The sequence below is a fragment of the Pseudoalteromonas sp. S4741 genome (assembly GCF_005886135.1).
In the GTDB taxonomy this organism is placed as follows: Bacteria; Pseudomonadota; Gammaproteobacteria; order Enterobacterales; family Alteromonadaceae; genus Pseudoalteromonas; species Pseudoalteromonas tetraodonis.
In genome coordinates this window covers 1-20,127 of the sequence record NZ_PNCN01000017.1, presented here as the reverse complement: position 1 = coordinate 20,127, position 20,127 = coordinate 1, and the positions used below count along the sequence as shown (strand labels likewise).

Genomic DNA, 20,127 nt, shown 5'->3' with positions numbered 1-20,127 from the left:
AATCGTTAGAGTAATTAGATGCCAAGGAAAACTAAAGTAAGAAAAAAGAAGAGAAGTAATCTCAATGTAAAATCTATAAGGGATAGCAGAATATTTAGGTTAAAATATGCATATATCAGAGGGTTGAGTAATCACTTTGGTTATGAAAATGATAAAGCAATTTTAGGTGATTATCTTACATTTAGTGATATCAACATCTTTATAGGTGAAAACGGGTCTGGTAAGTCAACTGTATTAGACATTATTCGTTCAGTAACGGAGCCTGGTATTATTCCTTCATTACCACGAGAGGTCATGAAAGGTGGAATTCCACCTTTTTTTGATATCGGCTTTAGGAGGGGGGAATCGTACTCATATCTTTTTAATACATTATCCCAAAAAGCTCTAGGCGAAAGCTATTGCCCTACAAAAGGAATGTATAGAGTAGCCAGACATCATAATGCTTCCGAAAAAGCTGAATTCAAAGTCGATTATAATAAATTTAACTTCGAAGAAGATATTAAAAAACTATCAAAACTTAAGGTACAAAACTTGGATTTGGTATATATCAAATCGGTAAAAAAAATAGAAATTTCAATTTCCTTAGTAGAAGAGTTGAATACTTTAGCCCAAGATCTACCAAACCTTTATAGTGAAGGGGAGCTTGTAAAACCGACCTTCAAATTAGTTAAAGAACAAATAATTTCAGTAGCGCTTCAATCAGATGAAAGTATGAACAATTTTTTTCATGCTGATTGGATAGCATCTGGCTGGATAAAATTCGCTAACATCATGATGCAGCTTCGAAGGGCCAAAGCACACAGTATCGTTCTTATTGAAGAGCCGGAAGTCAATCTTCATCCTCGTTTAGCAAGGAGGCTTTTCAATGAAATACAGTTAGAGGTTGAGAGGAGAGAAATACAAGTTTTTATTGCCACTCACTCGGCAGTTTTTATGAACTCTTCTAATAGACCAAATATTAAAGTTTTTTCAGCAGAGTTTGATCAAAAGTTTAATACAGATGTAATCTCCGAAAAACCACCTTGTAAGGAGATTCTTGATAACCTCGGATACAAAATGAGTGATTTTCTTCAGTCTAATGGAGTTATATGGGTTGAAGGCCCCTCTGATCGTATTTATCTTCTTGACTGGTTAAAAAACTATGCAAAAGTTTATGTAAGTAACGCTTTTAAATTCGAATCTTTAAGTTTTGAATTCGCATTTTATGGAGGCTCAACATTAAGTCATTTCGGTATAGGTGAAGAGTTGATTGATATGTTAAGTATTAATCAAAATGTCGCTGCAATAATCGATAATGACAACGAATATGACCGAATAAATGATTCGTTTAAGTGCAATAATAAAGAAAGGGTTTACCGTGCTTACAATAAGTCAAAAACTAGCTCAGCTTGGGTTACTCATGGATATACTATTGAGTCATATTTGCCCGATGAATTCAGAAATAAATATTTTTCTTATAATGAAGATAATAGACTAGTAAAAAATTCAGGCTATAGTAAACCACAAATAGCAGGTAAATTTGTTGATAAGGGAATATCCGAAAAGTTACTAAAAGATAACCCCGAACTTCTTAATTTAGTCAAAGAGTTATTTGAGTTAATAGATAAATGGAATTAGTGCTTTAAGTTCAGTCTATTGATTTGAGTGTTCAACCTAATCTTTTAGTAGGTTATATACTGACTGAGATTCTCATTTCGAATGACAGATACCAATTATGTAAGCCAATGTTCCAAATAGGGCGCACTTACGTGAGATATATCTTACATTAACGTGCGCCTTGTCAGTTTAACTCCGTATTTTATCTTCTTAAAAATATCAAGCCATTGTATTTACTTTTATTTTTCAATTTTATGACCGTAATTTTTTTGTTTTCCTCACTATCATATTAAGCCGTTTGCTTTAAACTTTACTTTGTCAAAACGACATAGCCCAATGATTGAGCTACTGCCACGGATAAGGAATAAGTAGTTACTAGCAGGAAGCACAAAGGACAAGTTAACACGGATGCAAGGATGAAACAGGAAGTACACTGAGGACTAAAATAGCTGGGAGCTATTTAAAGGACACCAAGGATGATGCGATAGGAAATTGCAGGAGCGTTAGTTTACGCAGGATAGCCAAGGCGGCAAGTGGATATTGCAGGATGCAATGGAGAGTAAACACGGTAGTTTGCTCGTTCAGAGGATGATAAACAGGGAACAGGTATAGGATACCTTACAGGATGTTGGCAATTGGGGCGTAACTGAGGTTACGCCTTAGTTTTTTGTGCTAAGAAATTATATTCTATGTGGTGGCACAACCACACTTTTTAGTTTTTCATCTTCCATGATTAATACCCCTTGGTAGGCGTTTTCACCGTCACTTGAAAACTCAAAAATAAATTCGCTTTTCATGCCCGGTTTACCACTTTTTAAAATGCCAAATCGACGCTTGTTGCAAGCTACACTCATAAGTTGCACTTGCAATTGCTCGCTTTGGCGTTTGGCATGAACGTTCGCTGCTTCGGCTATTTTACGATTTAGCCAAAAAAAATAAATTACAGCACCAATAAGTATAAACGTCCATAAACTAGCCATTTAAGAGAATAACCTTCCAATTGCGCGAGCTAATGTCTCGCTTCTGTTTTCTTCACGTAATAAAGCTAATAAGTGAGGGCGAATAGTCGCAATTGCAACTAAATCTGCAAAAACGCTAGGAAATAATTCAGCTATTTCCTTATGATGCGCGCATTTATCCATAAACACATGTAAACGCTGTGGCTGTTCTAACTGTTTAAAGCAGCGACCAGCAATGGTCAACAAAATATCAGAATCCTGCCCTAAAGGTGAGTTAAGCGCGCAATCAACAAGCTGTGCACTCAGCCCAGTAGCTTGCCCTGATGATATTGCACGCAGCGCGGCAGAGGCCGCAACAACATCATTATTATTAAGGGCGGTTTGCCCATAACTTAACAATAACTCACTTAACGAGGGCGGTATTTCGATGTGTTCAAGCATTGCACTTAATGGCTGTAATACTTCAACTGGTAATTTAGGCCACGCTGCTTGTAAGTGCTTTAAGTTATCAGCACTATGAAGACGATAAGCAAAATCGGCAATGCCTTGTAACGCGACATTTTGCCAATTATCAAAGCCAATTTGGCCACTAAAGTAGAGTTGGGTGTGCTCGTAGTATTGCGACGCTGGTTGCTTTAGTAACACTTTAACTTGTGCATTAAACGCCGCTAATTTATTCGCGTTCGGCGTAAATACATAAGGGTTGTTATCGAGTGTGCCATCGGCTTGCTCGCCGGTAATTTCTGTTCCTAGTGCCTGAATAACCATATCTGCAAAGTGATCACGGCTCGCGCTTACTAACTTACTTTGCTCATCAAGTGGGAATTTTAAAAACCACACATAAGGTTCTTTACTGGCTTTGCTATCCCAAAACTGAATAGCTAACCATGCATGACCTGCTAATGGGTAAGGGTAAGGAATTTGCGCTTGTTCAACGGCTAAAAATTGTTGTTTATCAAGCTTGGTAATGTGCCTGCCAATATCAAAAGCACGCCATTGAGTGCCTGCACCATCTAAAAGCTGGCCTAACGTAGCTATATGTTCACTCATGGATTTCCAACTGTTTTTACTACAAAATTACCTTAATTATACGCCATAGCGACTGTTGTGGGAACAGGGTATAATTGCATAATACACAAACCAAAGGGTGATTATGTACCAGCAAACCCACATATATTTACAGCAATTAGTGGCGCTACTTAAAAAGCATCAACTGTGGCAGGTTGAGCCGCTGAATCCCGATTTATTAGATTCTAGCGTACCGTTTTGTCACGATACACTGGCATTTGAACAATGGTTGCAGTTTGTATTTATTGAAAAGTTACAGCGGCTAATTGACAACAAGCAGCCGTTACCGCGCAATTTTGCAGTCGCCCCGATGGCGCAAATGACACTCATTGATAAATCAGGCAGCGAAGACATTATCGCTTTACTGACCCAATTAGATTCATATTTAGGAGAGCCTAATGAGTGAGCGCCTAGAGCCTATTGAATACGGCGAACTGTCGATTCTTTATCAAGATGAAAATTATGTAGCAATAGATAAACCCTCTGGGCTACTTGTTCATCGCTCATTTTTAGATAAACATGAAACTCAATTTGCAATGCAAATGCTGCGCGATCAAATAAGGCAACATGTGTTTCCGGTTCACCGTCTTGATAGGCCTACTTCGGGTGTATTACTGTTTGCATTAAGCTCAGAGGCGGCGCGTGATATGAATCAATTATTTATTGAGGGCACAATAACAAAACGTTATTTAGCGTTGGTACGCGGGTTTGCGCCTGAATCTGTTTTTTTAGATAAACCGTTAAAAGAAGAACTCGACAAAATAGCCGATAAGTTTGCTGATCAAGACAAAGCCGCGCAAGAAGCACAAACCCAAATTAATTGTTTGCATCAAGCTGCGCTGCCTATCCCAATAGGAAAATACCCAACGGTTCGTTATTCTTTGGTAGAGTGTTTTCCTAAAACGGGTCGCAAACATCAAATACGTCGGCATTTAAAGCACTTGTCTTTGCCTATTATTGGTGATGTAAATCATGGCGATAACCAGCATAATCAGTTTTTTAGGGAGCATTTTTCGCTTCGCCGTCTAATGTTGTTTGCATCAGAGCTTAGCTTTGTGCACCCTTATAGTAATAAACCCATAACAATTAAAGCGCCGCTGGGTGACGCAATGTTAAACATTTGCAAACAGCTGGGTTGGCCAGAACAAGAAGAGGATTATTAAATGGCACATATTAGTATTTTTGTTGGCAGCGTGTATGGCGGTGCAGAGCGATTAAGTGAGCAAGTTAGCGACACGCTAGAGCAAGCTGGCCATCAGGTTAGTGTCTTCGAGCAGCCTACTTTAGATGATATAAAAAATGCTTCGCATATTTTAATTATTACCTCGACCACTGGGCAAGGCGATATTCCTGATAATTTAGCCGATCTTTATCATCAATTAAATAGTACTTTTCCAATGCTAACAGGCAAGCCTTTTGGCATTGTAGCCATGGGTGACAGAAGCTACGGTGATACGTTTTGCGCAGCAGGGCGCAGCTTTGATGAACTATTACGTGACTTACAAGCTAAACCTGTTGGTAACCGACTCGAAATCGATGCCTGTGAAGACTTTGAGCCTTGGCCTGTCGCCGAGCCTTGGTTACAAACCTGGCTTGGTAAATTACCCTCTTAAATGCGCAGACTCTAGATGAAAAAACATAAACTGAGTTTGATTGTGCTTGCGGGCGGGCAAAAGAGCCTTGGTTTGGGGTTACCTATAAATCAGAACTGACAAGTATTGCGGCTACTTTGTGCGCATTGCGTCAAGCGTAGCTATTGAATTATTGTCGCCTTGGGCGAAAAGGGTGAAGTAGAAAATGAATTCAATTCCTATAGAAGTTTACCTATCTGAGAATTTTGGCCTTGACGATATGCATGCGAGTATAAAACCCATCGGTAGTGGTCATATCAATACTACCATGTTATTGAGTACACCTAAGCGGTCATTGGTTGTACAAAAGCTCAATACGGTGGTGTTTCCAAAACCACAGTTACTTGTTGATAATGCAAGATTAATAGAACAACATTTAAGCAAAAAGCAGCAAGTAGGTGAGTTCAACTTAGCTATTGTGCGGCATGTAGCGACAACTCAGCATGACTATTTAGTAAATAATAATGACGATACTTGGCGAGCCCTTGAGTTTATTGGTGGCAGTTACAGCGAAGATGTGGTTAATACTGTTAGCCAAGCGCAAACCGCGGCTAATGCCTTTGGCCAATTTGCTGCAGCATTAGAGGACTTTGACGCTAACAAATTACATGCGGTTATCCCTAACTTTCATAATTTAGCCATGCGTGCAGAGGTTTTTAAGCAAGTTATTAACAGCGATCCTCATAAACGTGTAGCTCATTGTCAGGAGGAGGTTGATTTTTGCTTGTCGCAGTTCTCACTCATTGATGAGCTCAATGCATTAGCTGGAAAAGTCCCTATTCGCGTGTGTCATAACGATACTAAAATAAACAACATGCTATTTTGTTCAGATTCTAATAATGCAAAAGCGGTGATTGATTTAGACACCTGTATGCCAGGTTATTGGCTTAATGACTTTGGCGATATGGTCAGAACATTTTGCTCTGCAGAGCAAGAAGACTCAACAGCGCTTGATAAAGTAGGTGTTCGTGAAGACATTTTTGCAGCCATTGTTAAAGGTTATGTTGAACCATTAAAATCAATATTAACGGCCGCGGAAAAACAAAGCTTTTGGTTAGGTGCTAAAGTGATGCCTTTTATGATTGGCTTACGCTTTTTAACCGACTATATAGACGGCGATAATTACTTTAGTGTTAAACATAAGAGACACAATTTAGATCGCGCAAAAAATCAATTTTCGTTGTACAGGGATATAGTAAGTAAGCAGCAGGTATTAAAGGCGATGTTAACTAAGATATAAGCCCAATCGGTTATATTGCTCAAAGTGCTAAAGTTAAGCTTTGAGCAATATAAAGCGAGGTTAAACGCTAAAAATACGTATAAACTTCTAACCCCTCAATCGTTATTAAGCATCGACTAGTTTTACGCGGATTTTGCTTTTATCAACGGTTGTTTGATTAAGGGCTTTAATTGCGCCTTTAACTTCAATGTCGTTTGGCATTTCTACAAAAGCAAAACCTTTTGATTGGCCAGTTTCTTTATCGAGTACTAAGTTACAGGTGGTCACTTTACCGTGCGCTGTAAATAAAGTACGAAGCTCATGCTCAGTGGTAGCACGAGATAAGTTGCGAACTAATAGTTTCATAATGAACCTAATTAAGGGTATCAGCGTTAATTATCTCAAGTAACCCCGCTTTAGCCTAACTTTATTTTACATTTGCTGAAAATAACGCCCAAAAACAAAAAAAGCTGCTCGTTGGCAGCTTTTTGTTTATCAGCAGGCTTATTTTACTTCTTTACCCGCTGCTTGTTGATCTGCGTGATAGCTTGAGCGTACAAACGGGCCAGAAGCCGCGTGTGTAAAGCCAATTTCATCAGCATACTCTTTTAGTGCATCAAACTCAGCAGGCGGCACGTAGCGTTTTACTGGTAAGTGATGCTTAGAAGGTTGTAGGTATTGGCCTACGGTTAGCATATCAACGTTATGCTCACGTAAATCACGCAGTACTTCTTCAATTTCGCTAATTTCTTCACCTAAACCAACCATTAACCCCGATTTAGTTTTAACCTCAGGGTGTGCTTCTTTAAAGCGGCGTAATAATTCAAGTGACCACTTGTAATCAGCACCAGGACGCGCCAATTTGTACAAACGTGGTGCTGTTTCTAGGTTGTGGTTAAATACATCTGGCGGCGTTTCAATTAATATTTCCAACGCTCTGTCCATACGACCACGAAAATCAGGGACTAATATCTCAATGGTGATTTCTGGATTGTGCTTGCGAATTTCACGGATACAATCGGCAAAGTGCTGAGCGCCACCGTCACGTAAATCATCACGATCTACCGAAGTGATCACTACGTAGCTTAGCTTCATGTCTTTAATGGTCAGTGCAAGCTTTTCAGGCTCTGCTGCATCGGGCTTTAATGGACGGCCATGTGCTACATCACAGAATGGGCAACGACGTGTACAAATAGCCCCTAAAATCATAAAGGTCGCCGTACCGTGGTTAAAACATTCTGATAAGTTAGGGCACGAGGCTTCTTCACATACAGAATGAAGGCCATGCTTACGCATTGCTTGTTTTATGCCGTCAATCCGCTCGGTTGACTTAGGTAAGCGGATTTTAAGCCACTCTGGCTTACGGAGCATTTCGGTTTTTTCTGTTGGTAAAACTTTAACGGGGATCAACGCCATTTTTTCTGCGTCGCGTAGTTTTACACCTGGTTCCATTTTGACTGGTTTATTCATTCGTTTTCAAACCCTTCAGTATGCTTAACCTGTGTTGCATTAAGCTTTTTGATCATGTGTTTTACCAGCCCTTGACCTGCAGCTTCAAGGTTTTGAGGGCCATTTAATTCTTTAGTTTGCACCATATTCATGCCCGCATAACCACAAGGGTTAATGCGTAAAAATGGACTTAGGTCCATGTTAACATTTAATGCTAAGCCATGAAATGAGCAGCCACGACGAACTCTCAAGCCTAAAGAGGCAATTTTGCTGTCGTTCACGTAAACACCGGGTGCATCGGCTTTTGCGTATGCATCAATACCGTACTCAGCAAGGGATTCAATAATACATTCCTCAAGCCATGTTACTAGCTCTCGTACGCCAATCTTTAAACGACGTAAGTTAAATAATACATACATCATTTGCTGACCTGGGCCGTGGTAAGTTACTTGTCCGCCACGATCCACTTTAATCACTTCAATGTCACCTGGGGCGAGCAAGTGCTCATCTTTACCGGCTTGGCCTTGGGTAAATACACTTTCGTGCTCTACCAGCCAAATTTCATCTGGGGTATTTTCATCACGGGTGTCGGTAAAGTCTTGCATTTTTTGCCAAATCGGCATGTAACGCTGACGACCCAGTTGGCGTACGATTAGGGGGTTTTCGCTCACAACAAATCTCAACTATGGATTAAAGCATATGGCGTACGTCATCGATGTTGCTGATCACGTTGTAAATTTCTTCAATGTGTTTGCCGCTTGTTACAGTAGCTACTAGCGTTACAGACTCGTAATTACCTTTACTGCTTGGTTTTACTTTTGGCGCATAATCACCTGGAGCAATAGGTTGTAATTTAGCTAAAATTTGATCAGTTAAGTTTACATTAGCTAGACCCATAATTTTAAATGTAAATGGGCAAGGGTACTCTAAGTACTCATCAAATTTAGTGTCTTTAACAGGTTCAACCACGACGGGAACTCCTCAAACAAAAAGTGTTGGCTTTGCTAAAACGCGAAGCTTAAAACTGACAGGCTAATGGCAATCTTGAAATGATGCTATTGTTGACCCAAGCCAATGATAGTCATTCAATACGATTGGTATATATGGGGCGCATTCTAGCACTTTTCAAGCAAAAAAAAACGCCTCACAGTGGAGGCGTTCATATTACTTTACTCGCAATTACATAATCTGTAAGCGTAAGTAGTCATATATTTTACTAAAGAAGCTACCTTCTTGTATTTCTTCAAGTGTAACTAGCGGATATTGTGCAATATCTTCGCCTTCAAGCTGTAAAAATAAAGTACCTACTTTAGTGCCTTTGGCTAAAGGTGCCTCAAGGGTATCGTCTAGCTCAAAGTTTGCTTTAAGGTTTTTATGCTGACCACGAGGAATAGTAATAGGTGTATCTTCTAAAATTCCTAAAGAAACATTCTCTTTATTGCCCATCCAAACACGTTGCTCAGCAAAGCTGTCGCCGGCTTTATACGGGGTAATTGTTTCAAAAAAGCGAAAACCGTAGTTTAGTAGTTTTTTACTTTCTACTTTACGCGCACGCTCACTTGAAGTACCCATAACTACCGCAATTAAACGCATGTCGTTTTTCGTTGCCGAGGTGACTAAGCTGTAACCCGCATCAGATGTATGGCCTGTTTTAATACCATCAACATCTAAGCTTTCATCCCATAACAACGAGTTACGGTTATATTGCTTTATACCATTGTATGTAAATGACTTTTCTTTATATAGTGCATATTCGTCCGGCACATCTCTGATTAAGGCTGCACCAAGTGTGGCCATATCGCGTGGCGTTGTGTAGTGCTCGTCTGTATCAAGACCGTGACTATTAATAAAGTGAGTATTTGTCATGCCTATTTTTTCGGCGTGAGCATTCATTAAATCTGCAAATGCGCTTTCGCTGCCAGCAATATGCTCTGCCATAGCAACACATGCATCATTTCCTGATTGAATAATAATGCCATGGTTAAGGTCATCGACACTAATTTGTTTACCGACTTCAATAAACATTTTTGATGATTCAGGGAAGTTTTTTGCCCACGCTTTTTCACTAACAGTAACCATATCGGTGGGCGCAATATTACCAGCATTAATTTCGGTACCAATTACATAACTGGTCATCATTTTAGTTAAGCTGGCCGGTGCGAGTTTGGTATCAGCCTCGCCTTGTGCAATGACTTTACCTGTGGTGAAGTCCACCAAAAAGTAACCTTTTGCATTAACTTGAGGAGGCGCTGGAATAATTTGGGCGGTGGCTGAAAATACGGCGGCAGAACAGACTAAGCCGCAAACACCAGTAAGAATTTTATGTTTAATAGATTTCATCATACTCATTAATGGTTAAAGTTAAAAATATGCGTATTCCCATTCTAAAGGGCTTACTGAGTGTAAAGCAAGAACGCGTTTTGAAATTGATTTTGTTTTAATGTTTCTAGTACTTGTTGCGCATGTTGGGCATCTTTTATTGGCCCTAAGTGCAATCTATAAATAGCGTCTTTTTCAACGATATTTGTCGGTAACTTATACTGTTCTCGCAGTGTACTTGCTAACGCTTCTATGTTGGCTAAGGTACTGCCCGCGGCAACTTGAACGTAGGTTTTTCGTGCATGGGTATCTGCAAGGGTAATCGCTTCAAGCTTAACCTGTGCTGTACCGTATTTATGGTAGCCAAGTTTATAGGCTGCAGCATAAGAAAGATCAATGATTCTATCGTCATGAAAAGGCCCGCGATCGTTAACCCGTACTATAACAGATTGGCCATTGGCTGTATTTGTTACGCGCACAAAACTCGGTAAGGGCAAGGTTTTGTGAGCTGCCGTCATAGCGAACATATCGTAAATTTCGCCGTTAGAGGTGTGATAACCATGAAATTTTCGGCCATACCATGAGGCAATGCCCGTTTCTGAATAACCTGTTTCATCGAGCATCGGGGTATAGCGTTTGCCAAGCACTTCGTAGGGGCGCGTGGTACTCGCACTTTTAATAACTTGAGTAACAATGGCATCTTGCATTTCTAATTCGGTCGGTGCACGAAGAGGCGCCGCATCATGGCGCATGCTGTAACGACTATTTGAACTGCTGCATGCACTTAAAAAGAGGCTAACGAGAATAATAATTATAAGTTGTTTGTAAAGGCGCATTATTTTAAGAGCATCCTTTTATCTGTGGCAATCGACATAATAATGCCAAATGCAGCCATCAGGGTCACCATTGAGGTACCGCCATAACTAATTAATGGTAACGGTACACCTACAACAGGCAGCAAACCCGATACCATGCCAATATTTACAAAAATATAAACAAAAAATGTGAGCGTGAGTGAGCCGGCTAATAGTTTACCAAACGCATCTTGTGCGTTAACCGCAATATACAGTCCACGGCCAATAATAAATAAATATAAACTAAGTAAAACACACACACCAAATAAGCCAAACTCTTCACTCAGTACTGAAAAAATAAAGTCAGTATGTCGTTCAGGTAAAAATTCTAGTTGCGATTGCGTGCCTTGCAGCCAGCCTTTTCCTTCGATACCGCCTGAACCAATGGCAATTTTTGATTGAATAATATGATAGCCAGAACCCAGCGGATCGCTCTCAGGGTCTAAAAAGGTCAATACCCTTTGCTTTTGATAATCGTGCATACCGTAGTGCCAAAATGGCCATGCTGCCAAAGCAACAACCGAGCTTAAAAAGCCGATTAAACGCCAGCTCAAGCCAGATAAAAACAATACAAACACACCGGAGCTGGCAATCAAAATTGAGGTGCCTAAATCGGGCTGTTCCTTAATAAGTAAGGTGGGTAACATAACAATGGCAAAGCCAATAATTAAATGAAGTGGACGCGGTGGTAAGTGGTTACGACCAATGTACCAAGCCACCATCATAGGAACCGCTAACTTCATCAGCTCTGAGGGTTGAAAGCGGGTAATGCCTAAATCTAACCAGCGTTGAGCGCCTTTAGAGCTTACACCAAATAGTAGTACTCCAACTAGCATGAGTAATCCTAGGCAATACATGGGAATTACTAAGCGTTTTAACGTAGCGGGGGGGATTTGCGCTAAAAAAAACATTCCAATAATTGCACCTGCCATGCGGGTTACATGGCGGATCATCATAGCCGAGTCTTGCCCTGAGGCGCTGTATACAATGGTGATACTACCGGCCATCATCAGCAATAACGCAATTAAAAGTGGCAAGTCGATATGCAGGCGAAGCCAAATAGAACGCTTATTATGTAAAGCCGTCATGGTACTTGACTCCCTGAGGATTGAATTGGGTTAGCTGCAAAATAATAATCCATTAATTGACGGGCAATCGGCGCACCTACTGAGCTTCCCCCACCGGTATTTTCTACCACAATAGAGACTACTATTTGTGGGTTGTTGTAGGGGGCAAAACCGACGTAAATGGCGTTATCACGTTGGCGCTCTTTAAGTGCATCGGCGTCGTAACGCTCGCCCTGAGCAATACTTACCACTTGGGCAGTACCGGTTTTACCTGCTGGATCGTAGGTAGCGCCTTTAAACGCACGATGGGCAGTTCCGGTGGTTTTTTTAACCGTGTTATGCATAGCATCAATAGCAATGCGCCAGTTATCTTCGTTATTAAGAACAACAGGTGGCTTTTCTTCATTATTGAGCTGAGTAATTTGATCTTCTTTTTTAGCAACTTGCACTAAATGAGGAGGGTGATTTATCCCTCTGTTAACTAAAATATTAGTGGCATTCGCTATTTGAATGGGGGTGGCAGTCCAATAACCTTGGCCAATTCCTACAGAAATAGTATCGCCACGCCACCACGACTCTTTAAAACGGGCTTCTTTCCACTCTTTTGAGGGTAAAATAGCGGTTGTTTCTTCATGAATATCAATACCGGATAATTCACCAAAGCCAAAGCGAGCCATAAAGTTACTTATTTTGGTGATCCCCATTCGATAGGCTGCATCGTAAAAGTAGGTATCGCATGACTCTTCTATTGCTTTGTAAACATCAACATGGCCATGGCCCCAACGTCGCCAATCTCGCCATCTATGCTCTACGTTTGGTATTTGAAAAAAACCTGGATCCCACATGCTGGTGGTTTCTTGCACTATGTTTTCTTCTAATGCCAAAATAGCCATGTGCGGCTTAATAGTTGATGCGGGTGCATAGCGTCCTTGAGTGGTACGGTTGATCAGTGGACGATCAGGGTTGAGTAAGGCTTTGTAATCTTTACTGCTAATACCGTGCACAAATAAGTTGGGGTCATAACTAGGGTTTGAATAAAGCGCTAAAACGCCGCCATCTTTTGCATCCATTACCACAATAGCGCCGCGCATATCTTTAAGTGCATGTTGGGCTATTTGTTGTAAACCAATGTCGAGAGTAAGTACTAAGTCGTCACCCGGCTGCGGTGGATCGATGTTTAAGGTGCGAATAATACGGCCACGGTTGTTTACTTCAACTCGCTGTGAGCCGACCTGACCATGTAGTAACGGCTCGTAATACTTTTCGATACCCAGCTTGCCAATATCATGCGTGGCTCGGTAGTTTGTGGCTTCATCTTGTTGCTCAAGTTTGTTTAGCTCTTTTCTATTGAGCTTTGCAACGTAGCCTAATGCATGGGTTAAAGTATCGCCAAAGGGATAATATCTCGCTAGGCGCGCTTCAATGCTAAACCCTGGAAATTTATGTTGATTTACTGAAAACATCGCAACTTCGTTTTCATTTAAACGGGCTTTGAGGACTTGACTTTTAAAACGTCGAGTATGTTTTATATCATCAATAAAATCAGTTTGTTGTTGCTCGGTTATTTCAATGATTTTGCTGATAGACTTCAAAGAGGCGGTTAAATCATCAACTTCTTCAGGGATCACTTCAAGGTTATAAACGGGCTTATTTTCGGCCAGTAAAACACCGTTGCGGTCGTAAATCAGTCCGCGATTAGGTGCAATAGGGATTACTTTTATGCGGTTGTCGTTAGAGCGAGTTTGGTAATCTTGGTGGTCGTCAACTTGAATGGTGTACAAGTTAGACAATAATATGGCTACTAAGGCTAAGATAAAAATAAAACCCACGAATGCACGCCGAGCAAATAAATTAGCTTCTGCTGAGTGGTCGCGAATAGTGGGTCTTCGTTTTATCATGGCAAGAAACTACTCGCGATGATAAGGGTGGTTGTTATTTAAGCTCCAGCCTCTGTAAAGGCTTTCAGCAACAATAATGCGTACTAAAGGGTGTGGGAGCGTTAAATTTGATAACGACCATTTTTGCTCAGAGGCCGCAATACACTCGGGAGCTAAGCCTTCTGGTCCGCCAATCAGTAAACTGACATCGCGACCATCAAGTTGCCACTTTTCCATGTTTTTCGCTAGCTGGTGAGTATCCAGTGCTTTACCGGTTACTTCCAGTGTGACAATACGATTGCCTTTAGGTATAGCGGCTAAGGTTTTTTCACCTTCGGTGTGTAAAATACGCTTTATATCTGCGTTTTTGCCACGTTTACCTGCCGGTATTTCGACTAGTTCCAGTGCCATATCTTTGGGAAAGCGGCGCTGATATTCTGCAAAACCTGTTTCTACCCATGCTGGCATTTTTGTACCAACAGCAATCATTTGTATTTTCACGACGTTACTTCCAAGCGTTGTCTAAAATAGGGAGCTATTAGCCCCAAAGCTTTTCTAGATCGTAATAGCTACGTGCTTGATCTTGCATAACGTGAACAATCACATCACCTAAATCAACGAGTGCCCATTCGCCATCGCTTTGGCCTTCATACCCTAATGGCTCTTCACCAGCGTGGCGAGCTTCTTTTGCTAAGTTATCAGCAATTGACAATACATGACGTCTTGATGTACCTGAACATACAATCATGTAATCGGTTACGTCTGAGCTGCCAGTTACGTCAAGTTGAATCACATCACGTGCTTTCATATCGTCAATTTTGTCTAGTGCAAAAGCGAGTAGTTGTTTCGAATCCAAGGTTTTGTCTCAATTTAAAATTTAATAGCGGCTATTTTAACACGCTGAGGGGTTTATACCAATCACTCTTGATAAAGCTGATGCTGCTTAATATAGTGACTCACGGCGTCGGGTAATAGTTCACTCTTTTTAGTTCTTTTTTTAAGGGCTTGACGGATTTCGCTGGATGCAGCGTCCAGCTGTTCTCCCTCTAAAAAGTAAAGGTGTCCGGCATTTGTTTTGTTGAGCAGAAAAATATCGTTGGTCACAGCCTGCTGTTTGTAGTTTTTAAGTTCCCCTTGTACATCACAGCTTTGGCCTGGGCGTTGATACACCACCAGATGACAAAGGCGAGTTATTGTTTGCCATTGATACCATTTATCGAAATTGTTGAATGAGTCCATGCCAATTAAAAATAAAATAGGGGTATCGGGGTTTTCTGCTCTTAGCTCTTGCAAACTTAATAAAGAATACGACGGGCCGCTGCGTTGCAGTTCTCGTAAATCAAGTTTGAACGGCGCATAAGGTGTAATTGCGGCTTTAAGCATTGCTATACGATGCTCGGTGCTGATCCCCGGTGCCGCTTTGTGTGCGGGTATTGCACAGGGCATAAAATAGAGTGAGTGTAATTTAAAGGTCGCAACGCATTGCTGCGCCATATTAAGGTGTCCCAAATGAACGGGATCAAAAGTACCACCAAAAATTGCAATCATGTATTTCCCTTTACTGACGGTTAGTATGGCAGGGAAGTGGAATATCGAGCGGTTGGCAGAACTTAATGCAAATATGCGCCAATGCTTGATAAGGGGCAATCAATGCGCCTTGCTTGTAACTTGCATCAAACAATGCCAGTTCACTGCTAATATTCTCTAGGGTATGAATGTTTAGCCTGTTAATGGCTGTTTGTACTGGCGCTTGTTGATTTTTCCAAATCGCTTTTTGTTTAAATAAGGTTGCTAATGACTCACCTTGCAATAATCCCTGCTGCACACTCAATAATGTATTAAGGTCTTTATTGATAGCCCATAAGATACTCACAACCTCAGTGTTATCACTGGCAAGTTTGTTAAGTACTTTTATAGCTTGAGCGGTGTGGCCGTTTAAAAGCGCATCACTTAAATCAAAAATATCAAACTTAGCTTGGTTTAGTAGTCCTTGCATCACCAGCTGTTGCGTGATCAGAGCATTACCGTGTATTAACGCTAGTTTTTCGAGTTCTTGATAGCACGCAAGTAAGTTGCCTTCAGTGGCATTAATTAAACTGAGTTTAGCCTCATTTTGAATATTTAGTGACAAACGTTGGCACTGCTCATCAAGCCAACGCTTTAAGTGATTTCCGCTAAGCGGGTAGCAGGGGACAAATAAACCATGCTTATCAAGTGCTTTAAACCACGCACCGCGCTGAACATCTTGACTGGCCTTGGCGCCTTTTACGATTAAGATCGTATCAGGGTTTTCAAGCTCTACTATTTTTTTAAAGGTGTTTGCGCCGGGTGTCCCCGGTTTTTGCTGGTTTAAATCTAGCTCAATAATCGTACGCGCACTAAATAACGACATACTTTGGTATTGCGCTATTATTTCCTGCCAATCAAAGCCCTGAACTAAAGTAAATTTAATTACTTCATCAAAACCTTGTGCTTTTGCGCTGTCGCGTATGAGCTGTACACAGTGAGCTTCTTGAAAAGGCTCTTCACCAAAAACCAAATAAAAAGGTTTTAACCCCTTTTTTAATTCGCTAGGCAGCTGATTTGCATAACAACGCATTATAGTTGCGACAACTCTCTAACAATACGGCGACTCGCTTGTTGGCGAATTTCGCTAATTAGTAGTTCAAGCTCTTTTGCTTTTGCTAGTGCGTTATCTGGGTCGTCTTGGTAGTTACGGTATAACTCAAAGCGTTTTTCGATGGCTTTTTGTTTCGGGCGTTTTACTACATAACTTACGCTGTATGCCAGTTCGTACTCAGCTACTTGCCCGTTTTGGAACAACGATAAGGTTTGACGCTCTAGTTGTTCTTTAAATAAATAAAGCTGCGCTGATTGTTTACTTGCAGGCACTAAAGTGACGTCGCTCATAGCCAGTTCGCTTTGTAAATAACTAAATAAAGCAGATTTTTGATCATCTCCCACAAGCGTTAGCTGTTTTAAATCATTGGGTAGGCTAGACGCTTTTTTAAGATGAAAGCCACAGCTCGATAACAAAAAGCAGACTAGCACTAAGGCTAGTCCGTTTTTAATGGCGTTTAAAGCAGCCATATTAGTTAGCTACCACGTTAAGTAATTTACCTGGTACATAAATAACTTTTCGTATCGTTGCACCATCAGTAAATTTAGTCACGTTAGACTCGGCAAATGCCAAAGCTTCTACTTGCTCTTGCGTAGCATCAGCAGCCACTGTTAGCTTTGCACGCAGCTTACCGTTTACTTGTACGATGATTAGTTTTTCATCTTCAACAAGAGCAGATTCGTCAACTTTTGGCCATGCCGCATCTAAAATATCACCTTCTTTACCTAGGTCTTGCCATAATTGATGCGATAAATGCGGTGTAATAGGTGCCAGCATAATTATTAATGCTTCCAGTGCCTCGTTAGCAATGGCAACATCTTGTGTGTCACTTAATGGCGCTTTTAATAGCTTGTTAGAAAGCTCCATAATTGCGGCAATAGCGGTGTTAAAGGTTTGACGACGCTCTACATCATCGCTCACTTTTGCGATTGCTTTGTGTAGCTCACGACGTAGTACTTTTTGCGGGTTAGTAAGCGCCGATTTATCAAGTGCTTGGTAACCTACTGTTTTAACGTCTACTGCGTATTTCCAGATACGTTTTAAGAAACGATGTGCGCCTTCAACGCCTGAATCTGACCATTCAAGCGTTTGCTCTGGTGGTGCTGTAAACATCATAAATAAACGCACTGTATCTGCACCGTATTGGGCAATAACTTCTTGTGGGTCTATACCGTTGTTTTTCGACTTAGACATTTTGCTCATGCCAGATGAGAACACCGGTTCACCATCTTTTTTATGCCATGCTTTAGTTACGCGACCTTTGTCGTCGGTTTCTGTGTTTACATCACTTGGCGAAATCCAAATGTCGCCACCTTTTTCATCTTTACGATAAAATGTTTCAGCAAGTACCATACCTTGACAAAGTAAGCGGTCGAATGGTTCATCTGAATTAACTAAACCAAAGTCACGTAATAATTTGTGGAAAAAGCGCGAATATAATAAGTGCAATATGGCGTGCTCAATACCACCAATATATTGGTTTACTGGTAACCAGTAGTTAGCGGCTGCTGGGTCTAACATGCCTTCGTCATGGCGAGGGCTACAGTAGCGAGCGTAATACCACGATGATTCCATAAAGGTGTCAAAAGTATCTGTTTCGTGAGTAGCAGGTACACCGTTTACAGTTGTTTTAGCCCAATTCGGATCGGCTTTAATTGGCGATGTAACACCATTCATTACCACATCTTCTGGTAAACGCACAGGGAGCATATCTTCAGTAGCAGCAAGCTCGTTACCGTTTTCATCGCTCAGCATTGGGATTGGAGAGCCCCAGTAACGTTGGCGGCTTACGCCCCAATCGCGAAGACGGAAGTTTACTTTACGCTCACCTACACCTAATGCTTCTAGTTTGTCGGCAACAGCGTTAAAGGCGTTTTCAAAATCAAGGCCATCAAATTCACCTGAGTTAACCAGTACGCCTTTTTCGGTGAATGCTTCTTTGCTAAGGTTTACCTCAAGCTCTGAACCTTCAGCAGGGGCAATAACTTGTTTAATATCGAGGCCGTATGCGGTGGCAAATTCAAAGTCACGTTGGTCGTGGGCTGGTACTGCCATTACCGCGCCTGAGCCGTAATGCATCAATACAAAGTTTGCAACCCAAATAGGCACTTGCTCACCCGTTAATGGATGCGTGGCGTAAAAGCCTGTTGCAATGCCTTTTTTCTCCATGGTTGCCATATCCGCTTCGGCAACTTTAGTGTTTTTACACTCTTCAACAAACATCGCAATCGCGTCGTTGTTTTTAGCCGCTTCTTGTGCGATTGGGTGGCCACCGGCCACAGCTAGGTATGTCACGCCCATAAACGTATCTGGACGAGTGGTGTATACACTAAACTTTTCGTTATTGTCGGTGCGCGTAAACTCGATATCTAACCCTTCAGAGCGACCAATCCAGTTGCGCTGCATGGTTTTAACTTGCTCAGGCCAATCTTCTAGTTTGTCTAAGTCGTCTAATAGCTCTTGAGCATAGTCGGTAATTTTTATAAACCACTGTGGAATTTCTTTTTGTTCCACGACCGCACCTGAACGCCAACCACGACCATCAATTACTTGTTCGTTAGCTAATACTGTTTGATCCACAGGATCCCAGTTAACCGTTGACATTTTTTTGTACACTAGGCCTTTTTCGTAAAGCTTAGTGAAGAACCATTGTTCCCATTTATAATATTCTGGGTGGCACGTCGCAATTTCGCGATCCCAGTCGTAGCCAAACCCTAATTGCTTAAGCTGGTTACGCATGTAGTCAATATTTTCGTAAGTCCATTTTGCTGGGGCTGTTTTATTTTTAATAGCCGCGTTTTCTGCAGGTAAACCAAACGCATCCCAACCCATAGGTTGCATTACGTTTTTGCCTTGCAAGCGCTGAAAGCGAGAAACCACGTCACCAATGGTGTAGTTACGCACATGACCCATATGCAGTCGACCACTTGGGTAAGGAAACATTGAGAGGCAGTAGTACTTTTCTTTGCTCTCGTCTTCTGTGACTTTAAATACTTGGTTTTCTTCCCAGTAGCGTTGGACTTTTGACTCTATGTCTTGTGGGTTATATTGCTCTTGCATTTACGTTTCCAAACTTCTTGCATACTAATAAAAAATTGTCGATAGGATACCCCAAATAAAGGGTTATTCACAGCGCCAAAGCGGCGCTTTTTACAAATTTGCCGCTAAATTAGTTTTCAGTGCAGGTTAACCTATACTTATCTACGTCAGGAGTCAGTTTTAACTTAGCGTTTGTTAATCTTTTTAGTTGAGTTTACACGCAAGTATTTGAGGTTTAAGCTAGGGTCTGTCGATCTTCGTGGATTACAATTTGTTCAAACTAGGGGCGATTTAATCGCGACGCGAGGTTTGTAACCTAGTGGGCTAAGTAAAAACCGAGCAACAAAGCGTATACCCCCCTTGGGTCGCACCCAAAGGGCAGCGCGTGTTTGGCATTTCTGCTGCGTTATCGCCGATTTATGTGAAATA

General features: G+C 41.2%; 21 protein-coding genes. 5 read left to right on the top strand and 16 right to left on the bottom strand.

What is annotated here, in order from left to right; genetic code table 11:
* Positions 1-18: 18 nt before the first annotated feature.
* Positions 19-1,617: an ATP-dependent nuclease gene (locus CWC30_RS02715; protein WP_138626357.1), complete on the top strand. Its 1,599-nt coding sequence runs from the start codon at positions 19-21 to the stop codon at positions 1,615-1,617.
* Positions 1,618-2,276: 659 nt separating this feature from the next.
* Here CWC30_RS02715 and CWC30_RS02710 read toward each other — a convergent pair.
* Together CWC30_RS02710 and CWC30_RS02705 are read right to left on the bottom strand one after the other, a co-directional pair.
* Positions 2,277-2,576 carry a DUF3301 domain-containing protein gene (locus tag CWC30_RS02710; protein ID WP_013465365.1) on the bottom strand — a complete coding sequence of 100 codons (300 nt, stop codon included), beginning with the start codon at positions 2,574-2,576 and terminating at the stop codon, positions 2,277-2,279.
* Positions 2,577-3,605, bottom strand: coding sequence for a DUF3549 family protein (locus tag CWC30_RS02705; RefSeq protein ID WP_138626356.1), 1,029 nt, complete (start codon positions 3,603-3,605; stop codon positions 2,577-2,579).
* Positions 3,606-3,708: 103 nt separating this feature from the next.
* On the opposite strand from CWC30_RS02705, the gene CWC30_RS02700 reads away from it, so the two are divergent.
* The 4 genes from CWC30_RS02700 (at position 3,709) to CWC30_RS02685 (ending at position 6,494) form a co-directional block, all read left to right on the top strand.
* Positions 3,709-4,029 carry a YqcC family protein gene (locus CWC30_RS02700; RefSeq protein ID WP_138626355.1) on the top strand — a complete coding sequence of 107 codons (321 nt, stop codon included), beginning with the start codon at positions 3,709-3,711 and terminating at the stop codon, positions 4,027-4,029.
* Positions 4,022-4,786: a tRNA pseudouridine(65) synthase TruC gene (gene truC, locus CWC30_RS02695; protein ID WP_138626354.1), complete on the top strand. Its 765-nt coding sequence runs from the start codon at positions 4,022-4,024 to the stop codon at positions 4,784-4,786. The genes CWC30_RS02700 and truC overlap by 8 nt, the downstream gene beginning before the upstream one ends.
* A complete protein-coding gene (locus CWC30_RS02690) occupies positions 4,787-5,236 on the top strand; it encodes a flavodoxin (protein WP_138626353.1) in 450 nt (149 codons plus the stop codon). It abuts the gene before it with no gap.
* Between the two features lie 184 nt (positions 5,237-5,420).
* Positions 5,421-6,494 carry a phosphotransferase enzyme family protein gene (locus CWC30_RS02685; protein ID WP_138626352.1) on the top strand — a complete coding sequence of 358 codons (1,074 nt, stop codon included), beginning with the start codon at positions 5,421-5,423 and terminating at the stop codon, positions 6,492-6,494.
* A 105-nt stretch (positions 6,495-6,599) separates the two neighbouring features.
* Here the strand turns inward: CWC30_RS02685 and CWC30_RS02680 are convergent, their stop codons facing one another.
* The 14 genes from CWC30_RS02680 to leuS all read right to left on the bottom strand — a co-directional run bounded on the left by CWC30_RS02680 (position 6,600) and on the right by leuS (position 19,719).
* The gene (locus CWC30_RS02680) at positions 6,600-6,839 is read right to left on the bottom strand and encodes an RNA recognition motif domain-containing protein (RefSeq protein WP_138626351.1); all 240 of its coding nucleotides are present in this window, start codon (positions 6,837-6,839) and stop codon (positions 6,600-6,602) included.
* Positions 6,840-6,977: 138 nt separating this feature from the next.
* Complete coding sequence (gene lipA / locus CWC30_RS02675; protein ID WP_013465357.1) at positions 6,978-7,943, bottom strand: lipoyl synthase; 966 nt, start codon at positions 7,941-7,943, stop codon at positions 6,978-6,980.
* Entirely contained in the window at positions 7,940-8,593 is a 654-nt protein-coding gene (gene lipB / locus CWC30_RS02670) for a lipoyl(octanoyl) transferase LipB (RefSeq protein WP_138626350.1), read from the bottom strand. Before lipB ends, lipA begins: the two co-directional genes overlap by 4 nt.
* Positions 8,594-8,612: 19 nt before the next feature.
* Positions 8,613-8,891 carry a DUF493 family protein YbeD gene (gene ybeD / locus CWC30_RS02665; protein ID WP_016898950.1) on the bottom strand — a complete coding sequence of 93 codons (279 nt, stop codon included), beginning with the start codon at positions 8,889-8,891 and terminating at the stop codon, positions 8,613-8,615.
* Positions 8,892-9,101: 210 nt separating this feature from the next.
* Positions 9,102-10,262: a serine hydrolase gene (locus CWC30_RS02660; RefSeq protein ID WP_138626349.1), complete on the bottom strand. Its 1,161-nt coding sequence runs from the start codon at positions 10,260-10,262 to the stop codon at positions 9,102-9,104.
* 53 nt (positions 10,263-10,315) lie between these two features.
* Complete coding sequence (locus CWC30_RS02655) at positions 10,316-11,077, bottom strand: septal ring lytic transglycosylase RlpA family protein (RefSeq protein ID WP_138626348.1); 762 nt, start codon at positions 11,075-11,077, stop codon at positions 10,316-10,318.
* Positions 11,077-12,183, bottom strand: coding sequence for a rod shape-determining protein RodA (gene rodA / locus CWC30_RS02650; RefSeq protein WP_036982047.1), 1,107 nt, complete (start codon positions 12,181-12,183; stop codon positions 11,077-11,079). Before rodA ends, CWC30_RS02655 begins: the two co-directional genes overlap by 1 nt.
* Positions 12,180-14,060, bottom strand: coding sequence for a penicillin-binding protein 2 (gene mrdA, locus CWC30_RS02645; protein ID WP_138626347.1), 1,881 nt, complete (start codon positions 14,058-14,060; stop codon positions 12,180-12,182). The genes rodA and mrdA overlap by 4 nt, the downstream gene beginning before the upstream one ends.
* Positions 14,061-14,069: 9 nt before the next feature.
* Positions 14,070-14,540, bottom strand: a complete 471-nt coding sequence (gene rlmH / locus CWC30_RS02640; protein WP_138626346.1) for a 23S rRNA (pseudouridine(1915)-N(3))-methyltransferase RlmH — start codon at positions 14,538-14,540, stop codon at positions 14,070-14,072.
* Positions 14,541-14,577: 37 nt separating this feature from the next.
* Positions 14,578-14,895 (bottom strand): ribosome silencing factor, encoded by a 318-nt coding sequence (gene rsfS / locus CWC30_RS02635; protein ID WP_013465348.1) that lies wholly within the window; start codon positions 14,893-14,895, stop codon positions 14,578-14,580.
* A gap of 62 nt (positions 14,896-14,957) precedes the next feature.
* A complete protein-coding gene (gene nadD, locus CWC30_RS02630) occupies positions 14,958-15,587 on the bottom strand; it encodes a nicotinate-nucleotide adenylyltransferase (protein WP_036982050.1) in 630 nt (209 codons plus the stop codon).
* Positions 15,588-15,597: 10 nt separating this feature from the next.
* The gene (gene holA, locus CWC30_RS02625; RefSeq protein ID WP_138626345.1) at positions 15,598-16,638 is read right to left on the bottom strand and encodes a DNA polymerase III subunit delta; all 1,041 of its coding nucleotides are present in this window, start codon (positions 16,636-16,638) and stop codon (positions 15,598-15,600) included.
* On the bottom strand, positions 16,638-17,129 hold the full coding sequence (locus tag CWC30_RS02620; RefSeq protein WP_036982052.1) for an LPS-assembly lipoprotein LptE: 492 nt from the start codon (positions 17,127-17,129) through the stop codon (positions 16,638-16,640). The genes holA and CWC30_RS02620 overlap by 1 nt, the downstream gene beginning before the upstream one ends.
* A 1-nt stretch (position 17,130) precedes the next feature.
* The gene (gene leuS, locus CWC30_RS02615) at positions 17,131-19,719 is read right to left on the bottom strand and encodes a leucine--tRNA ligase (protein WP_138626344.1); all 2,589 of its coding nucleotides are present in this window, start codon (positions 19,717-19,719) and stop codon (positions 17,131-17,133) included.
* Positions 19,720-20,127: the final 408 nt, after the last annotated feature.

Coding starts and splice junctions, on each gene's coding strand:
- CWC30_RS02715 (WP_138626357.1), top strand. CDS start 19: ATGCCAAGGAAAACTAAAGTAAGAAAAAAGAAGAGAAGTAATCTCAAT.
- CWC30_RS02710 (WP_013465365.1), bottom strand. CDS start 2,576: ATGGCTAGTTTATGGACGTTTATACTTATTGGTGCTGTAATTTATTTT.
- CWC30_RS02705 (WP_138626356.1), bottom strand. CDS start 3,605: ATGAGTGAACATATAGCTACGTTAGGCCAGCTTTTAGATGGTGCAGGC.
- CWC30_RS02700 (WP_138626355.1), top strand. CDS start 3,709: ATGTACCAGCAAACCCACATATATTTACAGCAATTAGTGGCGCTACTT.
- truC (WP_138626354.1), top strand. CDS start 4,022: ATGAGTGAGCGCCTAGAGCCTATTGAATACGGCGAACTGTCGATTCTT.
- CWC30_RS02690 (WP_138626353.1), top strand. CDS start 4,787: ATGGCACATATTAGTATTTTTGTTGGCAGCGTGTATGGCGGTGCAGAG.
- CWC30_RS02685 (WP_138626352.1), top strand. CDS start 5,421: ATGAATTCAATTCCTATAGAAGTTTACCTATCTGAGAATTTTGGCCTT.
- CWC30_RS02680 (WP_138626351.1), bottom strand. CDS start 6,839: ATGAAACTATTAGTTCGCAACTTATCTCGTGCTACCACTGAGCATGAG.
- lipA (WP_013465357.1), bottom strand. CDS start 7,943: ATGAATAAACCAGTCAAAATGGAACCAGGTGTAAAACTACGCGACGCA.
- CWC30_RS02660 (WP_138626349.1), bottom strand. CDS start 10,262: ATGAAATCTATTAAACATAAAATTCTTACTGGTGTTTGCGGCTTAGTC.
- CWC30_RS02655 (WP_138626348.1), bottom strand. CDS start 11,077: ATGCGCCTTTACAAACAACTTATAATTATTATTCTCGTTAGCCTCTTT.
- rodA (WP_036982047.1), bottom strand. CDS start 12,183: ATGACGGCTTTACATAATAAGCGTTCTATTTGGCTTCGCCTGCATATC.
- mrdA (WP_138626347.1), bottom strand. CDS start 14,060: ATGATAAAACGAAGACCCACTATTCGCGACCACTCAGCAGAAGCTAAT.
- nadD (WP_036982050.1), bottom strand. CDS start 15,587: ATGATTGCAATTTTTGGTGGTACTTTTGATCCCGTTCATTTGGGACAC.
- holA (WP_138626345.1), bottom strand. CDS start 16,638: ATGCGTTGTTATGCAAATCAGCTGCCTAGCGAATTAAAAAAGGGGTTA.
- CWC30_RS02620 (WP_036982052.1), bottom strand. CDS start 17,129: ATGGCTGCTTTAAACGCCATTAAAAACGGACTAGCCTTAGTGCTAGTC.
- leuS (WP_138626344.1), bottom strand. CDS start 19,719: ATGCAAGAGCAATATAACCCACAAGACATAGAGTCAAAAGTCCAACGC.